The organism is Dactylosporangium sp. NPDC051485, from assembly GCF_040682015.1.
Classification (GTDB): domain Bacteria; phylum Actinomycetota; class Actinomycetes; order Mycobacteriales; family Micromonosporaceae; genus Dactylosporangium.
On the sequence record NZ_JBFAZW010000020.1, the window covers coordinates 35,378 to 51,698 of the forward strand.

At 70.9% G+C, this 16,321-nt stretch carries 18 protein-coding genes; 9 read left to right on the forward strand and 9 right to left on the reverse strand.

The window, feature by feature from the left end; genetic code table 11:
• Window positions 1-14: 14 nt before the first annotated feature.
• Window positions 15-1,451, reverse strand: coding sequence for an MFS transporter (locus AB0M46_RS14070; protein ID WP_363335825.1), 1,437 nt, complete (start codon window positions 1,449-1,451; stop codon window positions 15-17).
• Window positions 1,452-1,582: 131 nt separating this feature from the next.
• Here AB0M46_RS14070 and AB0M46_RS14075 point away from each other — a divergent pair, with 131 nt between their 5' ends.
• Window positions 1,583-2,152 carry a TetR/AcrR family transcriptional regulator gene (locus AB0M46_RS14075; protein WP_363335827.1) on the forward strand — a complete coding sequence of 190 codons (570 nt, stop codon included), beginning with the start codon at window positions 1,583-1,585 and terminating at the stop codon, window positions 2,150-2,152.
• Window positions 2,153-2,185: 33 nt separating this feature from the next.
• Here AB0M46_RS14075 and AB0M46_RS14080 read toward each other — a convergent pair whose 3' ends face one another.
• Window positions 2,186-2,722, reverse strand: a complete 537-nt coding sequence (locus AB0M46_RS14080) for a CYTH domain-containing protein (protein WP_363335828.1) — start codon at window positions 2,720-2,722, stop codon at window positions 2,186-2,188.
• 122 nt (window positions 2,723-2,844) lie between these two features.
• Here AB0M46_RS14080 and AB0M46_RS14085 point away from each other — a divergent pair, with 122 nt between their 5' ends.
• Together AB0M46_RS14085 and AB0M46_RS14090 are read left to right on the forward strand one after the other, a co-directional pair.
• On the forward strand, window positions 2,845-3,642 hold the full coding sequence (locus tag AB0M46_RS14085) for an SDR family oxidoreductase (protein ID WP_363335830.1): 798 nt from the start codon (window positions 2,845-2,847) through the stop codon (window positions 3,640-3,642).
• A gap of 97 nt (window positions 3,643-3,739) precedes the next feature.
• A complete protein-coding gene (locus AB0M46_RS14090; RefSeq protein ID WP_363335831.1) occupies window positions 3,740-4,555 on the forward strand; it encodes an SAM-dependent methyltransferase in 816 nt (271 codons plus the stop codon).
• Between the two features lie 75 nt (window positions 4,556-4,630).
• Here the strand turns inward: AB0M46_RS14090 and AB0M46_RS14095 are convergent, their stop codons facing one another.
• Window positions 4,631-6,202, reverse strand: a complete 1,572-nt coding sequence (locus tag AB0M46_RS14095) for an FtsX-like permease family protein (RefSeq protein ID WP_363335833.1) — start codon at window positions 6,200-6,202, stop codon at window positions 4,631-4,633.
• Window positions 6,199-6,348, reverse strand: coding sequence for a hypothetical protein (locus AB0M46_RS14100; RefSeq protein WP_363335835.1), 150 nt, complete (start codon window positions 6,346-6,348; stop codon window positions 6,199-6,201). Before AB0M46_RS14100 ends, AB0M46_RS14095 begins: the two co-directional genes overlap by 4 nt.
• 10 nt (window positions 6,349-6,358) lie before the next feature.
• On the opposite strand from AB0M46_RS14100, the gene AB0M46_RS14105 reads away from it, so the two are divergent.
• Window positions 6,359-6,571: a hypothetical protein gene (locus tag AB0M46_RS14105; protein WP_363335837.1), complete on the forward strand. Its 213-nt coding sequence runs from the start codon at window positions 6,359-6,361 to the stop codon at window positions 6,569-6,571.
• A 187-nt stretch (window positions 6,572-6,758) separates the two neighbouring features.
• A complete protein-coding gene (fabV, locus tag AB0M46_RS14110; RefSeq protein WP_363335839.1) occupies window positions 6,759-7,949 on the forward strand; it encodes an enoyl-[acyl-carrier-protein] reductase FabV in 1,191 nt (396 codons plus the stop codon).
• A gap of 259 nt (window positions 7,950-8,208) precedes the next feature.
• Here the strand turns inward: fabV and AB0M46_RS14115 are convergent, their stop codons facing one another.
• A complete protein-coding gene (locus AB0M46_RS14115) occupies window positions 8,209-9,051 on the reverse strand; it encodes an SDR family NAD(P)-dependent oxidoreductase (RefSeq protein ID WP_363335841.1) in 843 nt (280 codons plus the stop codon).
• The gene (locus tag AB0M46_RS14120; protein ID WP_363335843.1) at window positions 9,048-9,374 is read right to left on the reverse strand and encodes a nuclear transport factor 2 family protein; all 327 of its coding nucleotides are present in this window, start codon (window positions 9,372-9,374) and stop codon (window positions 9,048-9,050) included. Before AB0M46_RS14120 ends, AB0M46_RS14115 begins: the two co-directional genes overlap by 4 nt.
• Before the next feature lie 48 nt (window positions 9,375-9,422).
• Here AB0M46_RS14120 and AB0M46_RS14125 point away from each other — a divergent pair, with 48 nt between their 5' ends.
• Window positions 9,423-10,238: a MerR family transcriptional regulator gene (locus AB0M46_RS14125; protein WP_363335845.1), complete on the forward strand. Its 816-nt coding sequence runs from the start codon at window positions 9,423-9,425 to the stop codon at window positions 10,236-10,238.
• A gap of 188 nt (window positions 10,239-10,426) precedes the next feature.
• Here the strand turns inward: AB0M46_RS14125 and AB0M46_RS14130 are convergent, their stop codons facing one another.
• From AB0M46_RS14130 to AB0M46_RS14140, 3 genes are all read right to left on the reverse strand, one after another.
• Entirely contained in the window at window positions 10,427-11,101 is a 675-nt protein-coding gene (locus tag AB0M46_RS14130) for a uridylate kinase (protein ID WP_363335847.1), read from the reverse strand.
• 182 nt (window positions 11,102-11,283) lie between these two features.
• A complete protein-coding gene (locus AB0M46_RS14135; protein ID WP_363335849.1) occupies window positions 11,284-12,426 on the reverse strand; it encodes a phosphotransferase in 1,143 nt (380 codons plus the stop codon).
• A gap of 267 nt (window positions 12,427-12,693) precedes the next feature.
• On the reverse strand, window positions 12,694-13,740 hold the full coding sequence (locus AB0M46_RS14140; protein ID WP_363335851.1) for a sodium:calcium antiporter: 1,047 nt from the start codon (window positions 13,738-13,740) through the stop codon (window positions 12,694-12,696).
• A 337-nt stretch (window positions 13,741-14,077) separates the two neighbouring features.
• Between AB0M46_RS14140 and AB0M46_RS14145 the strand changes: the two genes are divergently transcribed.
• From AB0M46_RS14145 to chrA, 3 genes are read left to right on the forward strand one after another with little or no spacing between them, the layout of a single operon-like run.
• Window positions 14,078-14,596: a Chromate resistance protein ChrB gene (locus AB0M46_RS14145; protein WP_363335853.1), complete on the forward strand. Its 519-nt coding sequence runs from the start codon at window positions 14,078-14,080 to the stop codon at window positions 14,594-14,596.
• Entirely contained in the window at window positions 14,593-15,039 is a 447-nt protein-coding gene (locus AB0M46_RS14150; RefSeq protein ID WP_363335855.1) for a chromate resistance protein ChrB domain-containing protein, read from the forward strand. Before AB0M46_RS14145 ends, AB0M46_RS14150 begins: the two co-directional genes overlap by 4 nt.
• On the forward strand, window positions 15,036-16,298 hold the full coding sequence (gene chrA, locus AB0M46_RS14155) for a chromate efflux transporter (RefSeq protein ID WP_363335857.1): 1,263 nt from the start codon (window positions 15,036-15,038) through the stop codon (window positions 16,296-16,298). The genes AB0M46_RS14150 and chrA overlap by 4 nt, the downstream gene beginning before the upstream one ends.
• Window positions 16,299-16,321: the final 23 nt, after the last annotated feature.

The window sequence follows — 16,321 nt, forward strand, 5'->3', positions numbered from 1 at the left end:
CCGTTTCGGGTTGGCTACGCGGGGGCCTTGGCGGGGCTCGGTGCCGGCTGGCCGGCCGGCTTCGGTGCGGTGGTGAGGCCGAAGACGGCCAGGAGCAGCGCGGCCACCGTGTAGCCGATGCCGACGAGGAACGCCACCCGGTAGCCGTGCGTGATGTCGGCCGGGTGGTGATCCGCGTTCGCGACGACGCTGCCGAAGACGGCCACCAGTACCGCGAGTCCGAAGGAGCCGCCGAGCCGCTGCGACACGTTCAGCACGCCGGATGCGGCCCCGGCGATCTGCGGTGGCACGTCGCTCAGCGCGACGCGGGTGATCAAGGCGAACTGCAGGCCGATGCCGATACCGAACAGGGTCATCGGCCCGAACACCGCTGTCCAGTAGCCGCTGTGCTCGGTGATCCGGCTCAGCCAGATGGTCGCCGCCGCGGTGCACAGTGCGCCGGCGATGAGCACCGGCTTCACCCCGAAGCGCTGCGACAGCGGCTTGATCAGCTGGGAGAACGCGAAGATGCCGACCCCCCACGGCACGAACGCGAGCCCGGCCGTGAACGCGTCCAGGTGCAGGATGTTCTGCAGGAACTGGGTGACGAAGAAGAAGACGCCGAAGATGGTGCCGCCGAGCAGCAACAGCAGCAGGTTGGCGCTGACCCGGTTGCGGTGTGCGAAGAGCCGCAGCGGCATCAGCGGGGCGCTGTGGCGGGCCTCGACGAGCACGAAGACGGCCAGCAGGGCGACGCCCGCGGCGAGCGTGATGAGGGCCTGCGGGTCGTCCCAGCCGTTCGTGGGCGTGCGGATCAGGCCGTACGTGAGCGCGGTGACGCCAACGGTGGACAGCAGCGCGCCGGCGATGTCGAACCGGCCGGTGGCCCGGTCCGACGGTGTGATGTGGCGGGCGGCGAGGATCGCGACGAACACCCCGATGGGCACGTTGACGAACATCGTCCAGCGCCACGACGTCCACTGGGTGAGCACGCCGCCGAGGATCATGCCCGCCACGCCGCCGGCGCCGGAGACCGATCCGTAGACGCCGATCGCCTTGACCCGGGCCGGGCCGGTGAAGTTGGTGGCGATGAGCGCGAGCGCGGTCGGTGAGGCGATGGCGGCGCCGACCCCCTGCAGCGCCCGGGTCGCGACCAGCGTCCAGGCGTTGGGGGCGAGCCCGGCCAGCAGTGAGGACAGGGTGAAGATCCAGATCCCGGCGAGGAAGACCCCGCGCCGGCCGAGGATGTCGCCGGCCCGCCCGCCGAGCAGTAGCAGGCCGCCGAACGTCAGCGTGTAGGCGTTGAGGACCCAGGACAGCCCGGTGGGGGAGAAGCCGAGCTCGTCGCGGATGGCCGGCAGCGCGATGTTCACCACGCTGGCGTCGAGGACCACCATGAGCTGACTCACCGCGATCGCGGTGAGGACGAGCCCGGGGCGGTCCCGGGCCGGCGTGGTTGTGGACGTGGACACCTGGCCTCCGGCGGATGCTGGCACGGATAGGAAACGGATTGGTATCTTGGCTGACGGTACCACCGGAGCGTCCGATAAGAAACCAATCCGTTTCTCAATTCCCGGCTCCGGCCGAATGGGAGGATGGCCGGGTGACCCGACGCCACGGCAGCGAACTGCAACAGGCGATCTTCGACGCGGTGTTCGAGCAGATCGGCGCCGTCGGCTACGCCCGGCTGACCATGGACCGGGTCGCCACCGCGGCCGGCACCAGCAAGCCCGTGCTCTACCGGCGGTGGGACAGCAAGGAGGCCCTCGTCCTCGACGCGCTGCGGGAGAGCCTGCCCGTGATCGCGGACACCCCTCCCGGCCGCGGCCTGCGCGAGGACCTCCTGGCCATCCTGCACGCCCTGCGCGCCGCCTTCGCCGTCACCAAGGGCACCGCCTTCCACGTCATCGCCGCCGAGGCCGGTCAGGACTGCCGCCGCCTCGCCGACGAGCGCCTCTTCGCCCCGGCCCACCGCGCGATCCTGGCGACCCTGCACGCCGCCGCCGAGCGCGGCGAGATCCGCCCGCAGCGCGCCACGGACCTCGTCGCCGACATCGGCCCGGCCCTGCTGCGCGGCCGGGCCATCGACGGCACGGTCCCCGACCAGGCGACGGTCGGCGCCGTCGTCGACGAGGTCCTGCTGCCGCTGCTGCACGCCCCCGCGGCGGGGTAGCGCGGCTCAGTCCTCCAGACGCTCGCGGAGCGGTCAGGTGAAGCTCACGAGCTGATGTTCGCTGAGCTCGATGCCGTACCGCTGGTACACCTTCGTGGTGTTCTCGCTGGTGAGGTGCTGCTCGTCGTAGCCGAGCACGGTCGCGATCCGCCGGACTTCTTCGGGTGAGTCGGCCTCGATCTCCAAGTACGGCGGAATCATCGGCCACTCGTCGATCTCCAGTCGCGCGCCCTGGAGGACGAAGCTCGTTCGGCGGTTCTCCTGGTATGACTTCGGGTGGAAGCCCAGGAAGCCGAGCAGTTCGTTCGTCGCGTCGAGGCCATCGACGGTCACCTCAACCTCATGGGTCCCGTCGATGCCATCGTGGATGATCTGCTTGACCGCCAGGGTCGTCTTGGTGCCGTTGTCGCGCAGGCGGATCCACTTACGCTGATCGTCAGGGCTGATGTCGTACACGTAGCGTCGCTGGAGCGTTGGCCCACCGACCGCTTCGCCGCCTTTCGAACGGATCAGCTCGGCCATCGCGGCGGGGGCGATGTCGAGCACTTTGGCCTCGTACTCTGCGGGCACGGCGAGTTCCCTTCATGGCGATTGGTCTTCGGACGGCCGGCGGCACTCGGCATAACCCTTCCACGCGCTGGATGCAGGCTCCCGGTCTGCATCCTCATCGGCGGCCCGCCAGGATGACTGTCATGAATGCAGAGACGCGGGCGGGGAGTCGGCAGGACGCGGCAGAGCCGGAGCGTCCGCTCGCCTTGGTCACGGGGGCGGGACGTTCGGCGGGCATCGCGGCGTCCGTGGTGCTGAGCCTGGCCCGGGCCGGCTGGGACGTGGCCTTCACGTACTGGACCGCGTATGACGAGCGGATGCGGTGGGGCGTGGAGCCGGGGGCGCCCGGAGCGTTGCGGAAGATGGTGGCGTCGTTCGGGGCGAGAACATTTGCGGCCGAGGCGGACCTGAGCGACCCGGCGGTGCCGGCGCAGCTGTTCGACGACGTCGAGCGCGAGCTGGGAAACGTCACTGCGTTGGTGCTGTGCCACTGCGAGTCGGTCGGCTCCGGCCTGTTGGACACGACGGTGGAAAGCTTCGACCGGCACTTCGCGGTCAATGCGCGGGCGACGTGGCTGTTGATTCGGGAGTACGGGCTGCGGTTCCGCGGCCGGCACGGGAGCGGGCGGATCGTGAGCCTGACCAGTGACCACACCGCCGGGAACCTTCCGTATGGCGCGAGTAAGGGGGCGATGGACCGGATCACGCTGGCCGCCGCCCGCGAGCTGGCCCATCTGGGCGTGACCTGTAACGCGATCAACCCCGGGCCGACCGACACCGGGTGGATGACCGAGGACCAGAAGACGGACCTGACCCGCGTCACGCCGCTGGGACGGCTCGGTGCGCCACAGGACTGCGCGAATCTGGTCACGTTCCTCTGCTCGGCGCAGGGCGGGTGGGTCAACGCCCAGCTTCTGCAGAGCAACGGCGGTCTTGGATAGCCGGTCGGCGGCGGCGGGCTCGGGGAGCTGTCGGAGCCGTCTCGTCGCGGTGGGATGCGACCTGTACGATTGGCGCTCTCCCCCAAGGATGGTGTCGGTGGCAGGTGTGGCGAACGGTGGGTCGGCGAAGCCCGCGACCTCGGCCAGGATCTATGACTACTACCTGGGCGGCACCCACAACTTCCCGGCCGACCGGGAGGCCGCCCAGGCGATGGCCCTCCGGTTCCCGCTCACCGCGGCGCTGGCCCGCAACAACCGGGCGTTCGTGCGCCGTGCCGTGCGATACCTCGCCAGCGTCGGGGTGACCCAGTTCCTGGACATCGGCTCCGGCATCCCCACCGAGGGCAACGTCCACGAGGTCGTCGCCGGCGTCGCCGCGCAGGCCCGGGTGGTGTACGTCGACATCGACCCGGTCGCCGTGGCCGAGAGCCTGGAGATCCTCGACAACAGCCCCCGGACGACCGCGGTCCTCGGCGACCTGCGCGACCCGGAGCAGATCCTGGCCCACCCCAAGGTGCGTGGCCTGCTCGACTTCGGCCGCCCGATCGGCCTGCTGCTCAACGCGGTGCTGCACTTCGTCCCCGACGACGCCGAGGCCGACGGCGCCGTCAGCCGGCTGCTCGCGGCGCTGGCGCCGGGCAGTCACCTGGTGGTGTCTCACGTCTCGGTCGACGGCCAGGAGGTCGACCACAACGACCTCAACTTCGTGCAGAACACCTACCGGCAGAAGACCACCACGCCGTTCCGGCCCCGCACCCGCGCCCAGGTCGAGCGATTCTTCACCGGCCTGGACATCGTCGAGCCGGGCCTGGTGTGGCTGCCGCAGTGGCGGCCGATCCCCGAGGACCCGACGGACTTCACCGCCGCGCCACCGACGAGCTCCTGCCTGGCCGGCGTCGGCCGGCTCGGGTAGCGGGCGTCACGGCCGGCGGCGCTGCCCTGCCGCGTCCCGGTCCCGTGGGCTGAATAGCATCGGGCGGCGGCTGTTTCAGGTTGTTCGCAGTTCCTCCGGTGCTGTACTGGCCCGCAGGAACACCAGGCCGAGGCCGGCGACAAGCGTTGTCGCGCCCGTCGCCCAGCCGCCGATGACAACCAGATCGGCCCAGGGAATCCGGACCTGCTCGGAGACCTTCGGTGCCGTGACGATGCGCGTGTACGGGTCGCGCTCCGCCGGATCCGTCGAGTCGCACACGTCCGCCTTGTCCGGCGGCGGCGCACACGTCGTGATCGAACTGCTGTCGTTGACCACGGTGGGTTGTAGTAAGCCGCGGCCCAGCGCTACGCCGGTGCCGACTGCCAAGACGAGCGCGGGTGCGGCCACCGAGAGGGTCTGCCACAGGATCGCCCGGCCGAGCACGGAGCGGGGTACGCCGCTCGCGGTCAGGCTGGCCAGTGTCCGGCGGCGCTCGACGACCGAGCTGGCCACGGTCACCGCGAGGCCGGCCGCCGCGATCAGCCCGGCGACCAGTACGGCATACCCGACCAGCTGCATCGTGCGCAGGTAGAAGTCGTTGGGCGGGTGCACGATGTCCTGCTGCCCGGCGGCCAGGTCGACCAGGTGCTGAGACTTCGCCTCGACCCGCTGCCGGGTGCGGAACCATGAGCTGACCCAGGCCGCGCCGCCGGCGAAGAGTACGGCGGCCAGGAGCGCGGCCAGCGCCCGGCTGCCCGACCAGGGATCGGCCTGCAGCCGTCGGCCGGCGATGAGCGCAGCCGGGCGGCGGGCGTACCGGGACAGGAGCCCGCCGACCGCATATGAGATCCAACCCGTGCCGCCGACCACGCCGATGGCGGCACCGAGTCCACCGAGGAACAGGACCATGGCCACGACGGGGGCCGGCAGTGGGCTGCCATGCCGCTCGGCATCGAGCTGGGCCGGAGCGAGCAGGGCATACGCCGCGATACCGAGGACAATCAGCATGCCGGGCCAGGGGCGAGGTGATCCGGTCCGTACCCGGCGCACCACCCCGAGCGGAGTGACGGTGACCCGGCGCAGCAGCAGCGTGGTGGCCAGTGTTGCGATCATCGGCAGGCCCAGTACGACGCCGGCGAGCGCCGCCCAGTGCGGCAACACGTCGGTGGGCAATGGTCGCAGATTCTGCGCGTCCGGCGCGTCGAGCAGTCGCCGGCCCACGAGGTAGACGAGCAGGCCCAACGCGGTACCCACCAACGTGGCCACCCCGGACTCGGCTGCGGCGACCGCCAAACCCTGCCGGGGTGTGGCTCCGGCCAGCCGGATGGCGGCCAGCCGCCGGTCCCGGGCCGGTGCGCCGAGCCGGGCGCACTGCCCGACGAACAGCAGCACCGGGATGCTCAGCATGACCAGTGCGAACGCCAGTCCTGGGCGCAGTCCTGGCTCGCGTAGCAGGCCGTTGGTGTACGGCGCCATCCCGACGCCGTAGGGGTTCGCGGGGTCGTGCAAGGTCGGGATGGCCAGCACTGTGGCCGCCGCGAGCAGCGCGAGCGTGCCGAGCAGCGCGCCGCACGCGGTCAGCGCGATGCGCAAGGTGTCGGCGCGGGTACCCGCGACCGCCAACCGCAGCAGCGTCGCCGGCGTCACGTCGCCGCCCCCGCCTCGGCCGGCTTGTTGGTCACCAAGCCTGGTCCGGTCACCGCGACGATCTCCCCGGCGGCGGCATTGACGGTGGCGCCGCGCAGGGCGTGGGTCTTGCCGTATAGCTCATGGACACGTAGGCCACTATTCACCCGATGAATAGTGGGTGTCAAGGACCTGCCTGCGCACTCATCGCGCGGCGTGCCTTCCGTATGTCACGCCACGAATCGTGTCGCCGCGCTCGCCTGGATCGGGCTGGGGCCGGGGCGAGCGCGGCGAGTCTGGATCGGCAGTGCCCTGGCGGCAACCGGCGCGCTGACGGTCGTCGGCCTGCTCTCCGCCACCGGAGTCATCGGCAGGCTGGTCATCGGCTGATCCGCGGCAGTCGGCGGCGAGCGCCCTGTGGCTGGACGGCGGCGCGGTAGGGTCAACGGGCGCGCTGTCGGCGTCGCTGGGCCTGGCCCGGTGCGCCACCGCGGTGCTCGGCGCCTGCGCGAGCGGGCTGGTCCGGGCCGAGCTGGGTACTGTCCACCGATCGACGAGTCGAAATGGGTCGCGCCTGATGAACGCACGTGTCGTCACCCCCACCGGCAAGGGGTTCGTGTTCCTGGACGCCCACCCGGGCGGCTGCGAGGCCACGGTGGAACGGATGTGGCGCGACGTTCCCGCCACCCAGGTGCCGGCCGCGCGCCGGCCGACCGCCCTGATCGTGGGCTGCTCAGCCGGGTACGGCCTGGCCGCCACCATCGCCGGCCTGGCCCGCCACGGCATCCGCGGCGTCGGGGTGTGCCTGGAGAAGCCGCCCACATCGCGGCGGACCGGCAGCGCCGGCTGGTACCGCATCGCCACCACCGCCAAGCTGGCCGGAGACGACTTCGTGTTCGTCAACGGCGACGCGTTCAGCGACCAGACCAAGGATCAGGTGGCCAAGCTGCTGGCCGAACGGTTCGGCCCCGTCGACCACCTGATCTACTCGGTGGCCGCCCCGCGGCGGACCGACCCGGACACCGGCCAGACGTACGCCTCGGTCCTCAAGCCACTCGGCGCGGCGCACACCACGAAGACCCTCGTGTTCGACGACGGAAACCCGGTGGTCAAGACCGTCACCACCGAGCCGGCCACCGAGCAGGAGACCGCGCAGACCGTCGCGGTCATGGGCGGAGCCGACTGGCGCCGGTGGATCCGTCACTTGAGCGCTGCCGACCTGCTCGCCGACGGGGTCACCACCGTGGCGCTGAGCTACATCGGCTCGCCGCTGACCTCCGGGATCTACCGGGCCGGCACCATCGGCGCGGCCAAGGCCGACCTGGAGGCCACCGCCCGCGAACTGCACACGCAGCTCGCCGGGCGAGGCGGTCGGGCGGTCACCAGCGTCAACGGTGCCGCGGTCACCCAGTCATCGACCGCCATCCCCGGCATCGCCCTGTACGTCGGAATGCTGCGCGCCGTGCTCGGCGAGGCCATGGTGTCCCCGACCGCGCAGCTGGTGCAGCTGTGGGACCAGCTGGTCGGCGCGGCCGAGCTGGCCACCGACGACGCCGGCCGCGTCCGGCTGGACACGTGGGAGCTGGAGCCCGCGGTGCAGGCCGCCGTCGGCGAACGCTGGCGCGACGCCACCTCCGACACCATCGCCGACCTGGCCGACCTGGACTGGTTCGCCGGTGAGGTGCGCCGCCTGTACGGCTTCGACGTGCCCGACGTCGACTACAGCCTGCCGGTCGAGACCGACATTTCCTGGCCGGCCACCCCCTGACCCCGTCGCCGGGCGCGGCTACTGGGGAGCCAGCCGCTGCGTCAGCTGTTCCAGGCCGCTCTTGATCAGCTGTCCGTACTCGTCATCGCCGAGCGCGCCCACGCCACCCCCTCGCCGATACGAACCATGGTCGGATCAGTGGTCATCATCAACTCCTTCGCCGGCACGACTCGCCACGGTGACACTATGCGACCGCACCGGCCACCGCTCACCGACCGCGATCGACTTCGCTACCGAAGACGTGGTGCCGGGCCCCGCCTCACTCGCCCGGCGGGAAGTCGGCGGCGCGGGAGGCGGACTCGGACCGGGTGATGTCGGTCATCGTCTCGCGCAGCGTCGACATCACCGCGTCGTATGCGTCGCTGCCCAGCACCAGCCGCTGCGGCGGCGGGTTCTCGGCCATCGCGGCGATGACCGCGCGGGCGCCGCGCAGCGGGTCGCCGGGCTGCTTGCCGTCCTGCTCGATCATCGCGGCCCGCACGCCTTCCAGCATCCGGTGGTACGCCGGAATGGTCTCGGTGAGCGGCTCGTCGGCGAACCCGGCGTACGCGCGTGTGCGGAACGCTCCCGGTTCGACCGCCAGGACGCGGATGCCCAGCGGGGCGACCTCCTCGCGCAGTACCACCGTCGCCGCCTCGACCGCGTGCTTCGCGGCGCTGTAGTAGCCGAACCCGGTCACGCCGTGCAGGCCGGCGGCCGAGGACATGTTGACGATCCAGCCGCGGCGCCGCTCGCGCATGCCGGGCAGCACCGCACGGGTCACCGAGAGCAGCGCGAAGAAGTTCAGTTCGAACGTCCGGCGTACCGCATCATCGGCCATGCCTTCGATCGAGCCGTACCATCCGCGCCCGGCATTGTTGACCAGCACATCGATCCCGTCGAAGCGCTGCTCGGCCGCGGCCACCGCGGTGCGGACCTGCTCCGCGTCGGTGACGTCCAGCGGCAGGACCAGCACGCGGTCGCCGTGCGGCCGCGCCCATTCCCGCAGCTGCTCGGGGCGCCGCGCGGTCAGCACCACCCGGTCACCCGTTTCGAGCGCGGCGTCGGCGAACGCCTTCCCGAAGCCGCCCGGCGTCCCGCCGGTGATGAACCACGTCCTCATGGCTCGATCGCTAGCAGGACGATGGAGGAGCCGCGCAGGGTGAACCGGAAGTGCAGGTCGACCACCCCACCCGGAAAGTCGCCCTCCAGATGCTGCACTAGGTCGTACCGCTCCTCGTCGAGCCGCGTGGCGGAGATGAGTTCGGTGGTGTACGTGTACTCGGCCGCCGCCCCGGTCAGCCAGGCGCGGATCGCATCCCTACCGTGATAGCTGCGGCCTTCGTCGTGCACGACCGCGTCGGTCGCGTACGACGCGATCGCGCTGTCGACGTCTCGGGCGTTGTGTGCGGTCAGATATGTTGCGATTGCTGGTGGAATGTTCATAAAGCCAATGTGGAGTCTCGCGCAGGGAGAGAGTCAAGACTTGGGGGTATGCGCCAAGGACTGACCATCGGAGAGTTCGCCACGCTGACCCACCTGAGCGTGCGTACGCTGCGTCGCTACCACGAGGCCAGCCTGCTCGAGCCCGCCACCGTCGACCCGTTCACCGGCTACCGCTACTACTCCGCCGAGCAGATCCCGTCCGCGCAGGTCATCCACCGGTTGCGCGAGCTCGATGTACCGCTGGCCGAAGTAAAGTCCATCCTCACCGCCGACGACCCGCAGCGGCGCGCGGACCTCATCGCCGGGCACCTGCACCGGCTAGAGGACGAGCTCGACCGCACCCGGGCCGCCGTCGTGTCGCTGCGCCGGCTGCTGCGCCCGGACCCGGAGGACCTCCACGTCGAGCTGCGCTCCGTGCCCGCGCGCACCGTCGTCGCCGTCCGCGGCCACGTCACGCTGGAGGACTCAACCAAGTGGTACGCCGCCGCCATGGCCGAGCTCGACGCCGCCTTCGGTCCGACCGGGCGCACCGGCCCACCCGGCGGCCGCTACGCCAACGAGCTGTTCACCGCCGGCGCCGGGGCCATGACGGTGTACCGCCCGGTCCGCGAACCCCGCGCGACCGGCCGCATCGAGATCATCGAGCTGCCACCGGTCGACCTCGCCATCGCTGTCCATTCCGGCAGGCACGACGACATCGACGTGACCTACGGCCGCTTAGGATCATGGGTGGTGGAACACGCCTTGGCCGTCGACGGCCCGGTCGAGGAGACCTACGTGGTCGGCCCCCGAGACACCCCGACCCCCGCCGACTGGTGCACCGAAATCGGCTGGCCGGTGTTCCGCCTCACCCCAGGGACCTGAGATCGGTGAAGCAGCATTGAGTGCGCTGACCGCAGGTGTGCGGTCTACCGTTACCTCAGTCGTCGTTCGGCGGCAGCTGGTCGGGTGACCATCTACCGAGGTGTACGGCCGGTTTGCCCTCGACAGGTCGTGCGGGGCGCCCATCGGAGCGCCGTCACTGTTTCGTAGCTCGTCCCCATTGGGCTCGGTCAGTGTGTTCGGGTCTCCCAGACGGGCTGCCGGGGCTCGTCGTTGTGCACAATGATGTCGACGTGATCGGTCGGGCGGACCGTAGCGAAGTAGAGCTGTTGGGAGGGGATGTACCGCTCGCGCCAGCGTCGTTCGATGTCGGCCCGAGATGACACCCGGCGCTCTCGGATCACGGCACGATCCACGGTCTTCTCGAGCGCGGTCGACACGAAGATGCGCAGGTCCCACCGGTCAATCAGTTCCGGGCGCATGAGGAAGACGCCGTCGAAGATCAGCACGGCGTCGGCAGGGGCGGTCGTGACCGGCGGGGACAGCGCGGTATCCGCTGTGTGGTCGTAGACCGCGTGTTGGAAGCGTCGGTCTCCGCCCGGGCCGAGCGGATCGAGCAGGACCCGGTTCAGCGCGTCGTAGTCGTGGGTGTCGAAGTAGCAGCCTTCGGCGGAGTACTCGCCGCGCGGATAGCGCTGTGCCCGGGGGAAGAGGAAATCGTCGATCGTCGCCCGGATGACGTCGCGGCCCTGGGTGCGCAAGACGACGGCCAGCTCGTCGGCGAGCGTGGTCTTGCCTGCGGCGGGCGGTCCGTCGATGGCAACCCGCGTCGGGTGTGGGACGGTGACGGACCCGACTGCCTCAGCCAGGCGGCCGAGCACCTCGTCGCGGGTGCCTTGGTCCATGTCCTGCCCCGTCCTAGTCTCGCGAAGGTCGCCGTGTCGAGCCGACCTTATGCCCGCCAGCCGTTTCGCGCCCGCCGCTCCCCGCGTGAGCGAGATTGGATGTGGTTGCTGCCGCTCAACGGCTGCACGGGTACGACGGCCCTGCTGCCGCCCAGGACCGGTGGATGACGGCAGGCACGGGCCTACGGCTGGGCCGTGGCCGGGAAGAGCTCGGCGGCCAGCGCACGGGCCTGCGCGGCCCACGCCACCAGCATGCGGAACACGTTGGCCCGCTCGGCGTAGAGACGGTCCGCGTCGACCGCCTGGCTGCCGTAGACCTCGTGGTTGTCGCGGGTGGCGCGGGTCAGCATCACCGGGATCAGCCAGGTCCACTTGGCCGCCATCACGCACATGCCGAGCCGGACCGCCTTCTCGTTGGCGTCATACCCGGCGTCGCGCAGCCCCTGCAGGTAACCCCGGAAGACACCCTCGTCGAGCGCGGGCAGCTCCTCGGACGGGCGCAGCAGGTCCAGGGCCGTGTCCGACACGAAGTTGCCGATGTCGCCCCCGATCCACCCCTCGCCCGCGAAGGCCCAGTCGACCAGGACCAGCCGCCCGTCGTGCTCGAAGACGTTGTTGGGCCACAGGTCGTGGTGGCACAGCGTGTGCGGCAGCGCCTCGCCCCAGCTCACGAACTCGTACCGCTCCCGGCACAGCCGCAGCACGTCCTCGCGCAGCTGCCCGCCGAAGTGGGTCCGCATGAGGCGGGTGTCCCAGGCGTCGGCGTTCTCGAGCATCTCCCAGTTGATGTCCGGCGACGTTGCGTCCGGGCTGTCGAGGTAGTCGCGCAAGACATTGCGGCTGAACGGCACGGACGACTTGCGCCAGCCGTCGTCGAGCCGGCACGTGCCCTGCGCGCGGCCGAGCTGCCGGGCGCGCTCCTCGGTGCGCTGTACGGTCCAGGAGGCGCCGCCGTTGCCGGACACGTCCTGCATCCAGAGGCTGATCTCGCCGCCCTCGCGCCGGAACGCGCCGAGCAGGCCGGGCAGGGCGATCCCCGCGTCGGTGTACGCCTGCGGCTGGCCCGCCTCGTAGAACAGCGCCTCGCGCTCCCAGAACCGATAGTTGGCCGGGTCGTGCGAGCCGCGCCAGACTTTGCCCTCGACATCGGCGGCGGGCGCGACGACCTTGACGACCGCCCGCGTGTCTCCGGCCTGGGCCCGGAAGACCCCGGAGGTCACGCCGATGCGCTGGCCGTGCGCGAGCGGGGTGAAACTGACGTCGTCCCGGCCGAGCACCGTATATGCCTCGGCGGACAGCTCGGCGTCAATCTGCGTATCCGACAACCCGCCCCCACGTGACAGCAGTCGACAGAACCGGCACATCGTAACGTAACGATCCGGTTGCCACGCCTCACAGCCAGCGGGAAGCGGCCGTCCCCAACCGGCATGCCGCTGATCATCGGCGCAAGCTGACTGGAACAAAGAGGGCGAGGCCGCTCCTTTGCTCCAGTCAATCCGCCGGACGCCGCACCGGTGACCAAGGTGTCACGGCCCGGTACGGCCGCCGTCACGGACAACGTCGTCGGTCAGGCGGCCGGCCCGGGGGCGTTGTCAGGCCAGTACCGGGATGAGGCAGGCCGCGAAGGCGAGATAGAACACGGCCGCGACGGTGAGGGTCTTGGCGTTGAATTTTCCGGCCCGCAGGAGCAGCAGCAGGTAGACGATCGCGGCCATGGTGGCGATCCCGGAGATCAGCAGCGCGGTGTCGAACCGCCACGGGGTGAACAGCAGACCGAGGCCGCTGGGTACGGTGGCCTGGATCATCATCGCGCCGGAGATGTTCGCCAGGGCCAGGGACGTCTTGCCCTGCCGGACCCAGATGATGGCGTTCATGATCTCGGGCAGCTCGGTGGCGATCGGGGACAGCAGCAGCGCGGTCACGGCGGCCGGCAGCCCGAGCATCGGTCCGATGGCGTCGAGCTGGTGCACGAACAGCTGCGACGCGACGAAGATGACCGCGAGGGTCACCAGGGTCTGGGTGATCACGGCCCAGGTCGCCGGGACGGGCCGGCGGCGCTGCAGCAACAGTGGTGCCAGCTCCTCGCCGTCACCGTGCTCACCGCCCCCGCGGATCTCGCGCCAGAAATACACGGCGTACGCGGCGAAGAACAGCAGGCCGAGCCACGGCTTGACCGCGAACGCCACCAGGCCGAGCGCCACCTTGACCACGAAGATCGCCAGGAACCAGCGCTGGTCGCGGGCGAGCTTGCCGAGGTCACCGACCTCATCCTCCGGCTGCGCGGTGGCCGCCCCGGGCCCGCCGATGGTCGCCCGGACGGCGGTACTGGCACGCAGGCGGCGGCGACGGGCAAGCATCATCCAGCCGGTCACGCCGTACGCGACAGTGGCCAGTGCGAGGGGGCCGCCCATCGCGGCGCCGACACCGATGTCCTGCTGCGCACCGCTGGTGCCGAACACGACGGCCACGAACGTGACGACGCTTTCGGGCAGCGCCGTACCGAATGCGGCCAGGATCGTGCCGACGGCGAGGGGTCCGACCTTCAGCCGCTGGCCGAGCCACTCGACGGCATTGACGAACCACTCGCAGGCCAGGTAGATCACCGCGGCGCAGGCGATGAGCAATACGAAATGGATCACGGGGAGCCGGTGTTCCTCTCCGCGTCACACGCGGGAATCGAACTCCCAGGGGATCCGGAGACCTCGACCCCGCGGCAACGCACACGTCACCATGGGTCGAAGGTCTCGTCCACCTCCATTCGGAGGCCCGGCTACCGGGAACCCACCAAGGTTCCAGCATGTCGACAACCGGCGAAGGACTACTCCCCTTCAAAGCTCACCCAGTATAGCCACCCACCTTCGCCCGCGAGAGTGGGTTGCGTCACCCGAACTGCCCGGCTGCCCTCCAGGAAGGGGGGAGTGTCCCCGTCGAGTCGAAGCTCGGCAAGGCGGTTGCAACCACGGTTACACTTGATCTGTGGCCGGTGATCGGGCGGTTGGGTCGTGGGTGATGTTGTGCTATCGGCTGCCCCGGGAGCCGTCCACGCCGCGGATCACCGTGTGGCGCAAGGTCAAACGGCTCGGGGTGGCGCAACTGACGGACGGGCTCGTCGCGCTGCCCGCCGACGCCCGCACCCGCGAGCAGCTGGAGTGGATCGCCGACGAGATCGTCGAGGCCGGGGGTGAGGCGTCGATCTGGCTGGCGCAGCCCGCCTCCGCCGCGCAGGAGCGCGACCTGGCGGCGCGGATGGCCGCTGCCCGCGCCGCCGAGTACGAGGCGGTGATCGCCGAGGCTGGCACTGCGTCGGCCGCGGGGGCCCGCGAGGCCCGCCGGACCGGCGAGCGGCTGCGCGGCGAACTGCGCCGCATCGGCCGCCGCGACTACTTCCCGCCACCGCAGCGGGACGCCGCGCACGCCGCGGTCCAGGCGCTGCTGGCCGCCGCCACGGCACCGGACACAGACACAGACACAGATGTGCAGGAGGTACCGTCATGAGGTGGGCCACCCGCGCCGGGATCCACATCGACCGGGCCGCCTGCGCCTGGCTGATCCGCCGGTTCCTCGACCCAGACGCCGAGTTCGTCTTCGTCACCGATCCCGCCGACGTGCCGGCGGACGCGACCGCGTTCGACATGCGCGGGGTGGACCTGTCCCACCACGCCGGCCCGGACGGGTCGACCGAGTGCAGCTTCGAGACGATCCTGCGCCGACACGACCTGACCGACCCGGTGCTGTGGCGCATCGGGCAGATCGTGCACGAGGCCGACCTGGACGACGAGCGCTACGACGCCCCCGAAGCCCCCGGGTTGGACGTGGTGCTGCGCGGCCTGTCCATGGTCTGCGACGACGAGCGGATGCTGGAGCTGACCGGGCCGATCTTCGACGGCCTGCACGAGTACCAGCGCCGCGCCCTGCTGCTGGGCCGGGAGCCGGCATGAGCAACCGCGACCCACCGAACCATGCCGGACCGTCCGAGCGCGTCCCGACGCCGGAACCTGAGACGGTGGCCGGCACCCGGGCCGCTGGTCCTGACGTGCGGACCGTGCGGCTGCGGACGTTCCTGGGCTACTTCCTCGGCCTGGGTACGTGGGGGTTCGGCGGGCCGATCGCCAGCGTCGGCTACATGCAACGCGACCTGGTCGAGCGCCGGGCCTGGCTGTCACGGCAGGACTTCCTCGACGGCGTCGCCCTCGGCCAGACCATGCCCGGCCCCCTCGCCGCGCAGGTGGTGATGTGGCTGGGGTACCTGCGCGCGGGCACCATCGGCGCCCTCGCGACCGCGGCGGCGTTCATCGCCCCGTCGTTCGCGCTCGTGCTGAGCGTGGCCGTCGTCTACGCCCACTACCAGGGCCTGCCCGTGGTCCAGGCGCTGTTCCACGGCATCGCCCCCGCCGTGATGGCCATCATCGCGGTGGCCGCCTACAAGCTGGCCCGGCTGACCAACCACCGCGACCTGCGGCTGTGGGCGATCAGCGCCGTCCTCGCGGTGGTCACCGCGCTGACCGGCACGGAGATCGCGCTGCTGTTCATCGCCGCCGGGCTGCTCATGATCGTCCTCGACGCCCGGCCCAACTGGCTGCGCCACCCCACCCGCAACGCCGCGGTTCCCGGCCTCGGGCCGCTGGCCGGCGGGGGATTGGCGGCCAAGGCCCTGGCCGCAGCGGCCGGCGGCGGCACGCTGCTGGCGTTGGGCTGGTTCTTCCTCAAGGCTGGCGCGTTCATCTTCGGCAGCGGCCTGGCCATCGTGCCGTTCCTGCGCGAAGGCGTGGTCCACCAGCACCACTGGCTGACCGACGGGCAGTTCCTCGACGCCGTCGCGATGGGCCTGATCACCCCCGGCCCGGTGGTCATCACCGCCACGTTCATCGGCTACCTCGTCGCCGGCTGGCAGGGCGCCATCGTGGCCACCGTGGCGATCTTCATCCCGATCTTCCTCGGCGTGGTGCTCCCTGGCCGGTGGTTCATCCGCCACCGCGACAACCCGCAGATCCAAGCCTTCGTCAAAGGCGCCACCGCCGCCGCGGCCGGCGCGATCGCCGGTGCCGTGGTGGTGCTGTCCCGGCAGACCATCACCGACTGGCCCGCCGTCAGTATCGCCGTGGTGAGCCTCGGGCTGCTGCTCACCTGGAAGATCAAGGAACCGATCCTGGTCGGGCTCAGCGCCGCCGCCGGCCTCGCCCTGCACTGGCCCTGGTGAACACGTGGAGCCCCGGTTGGGAC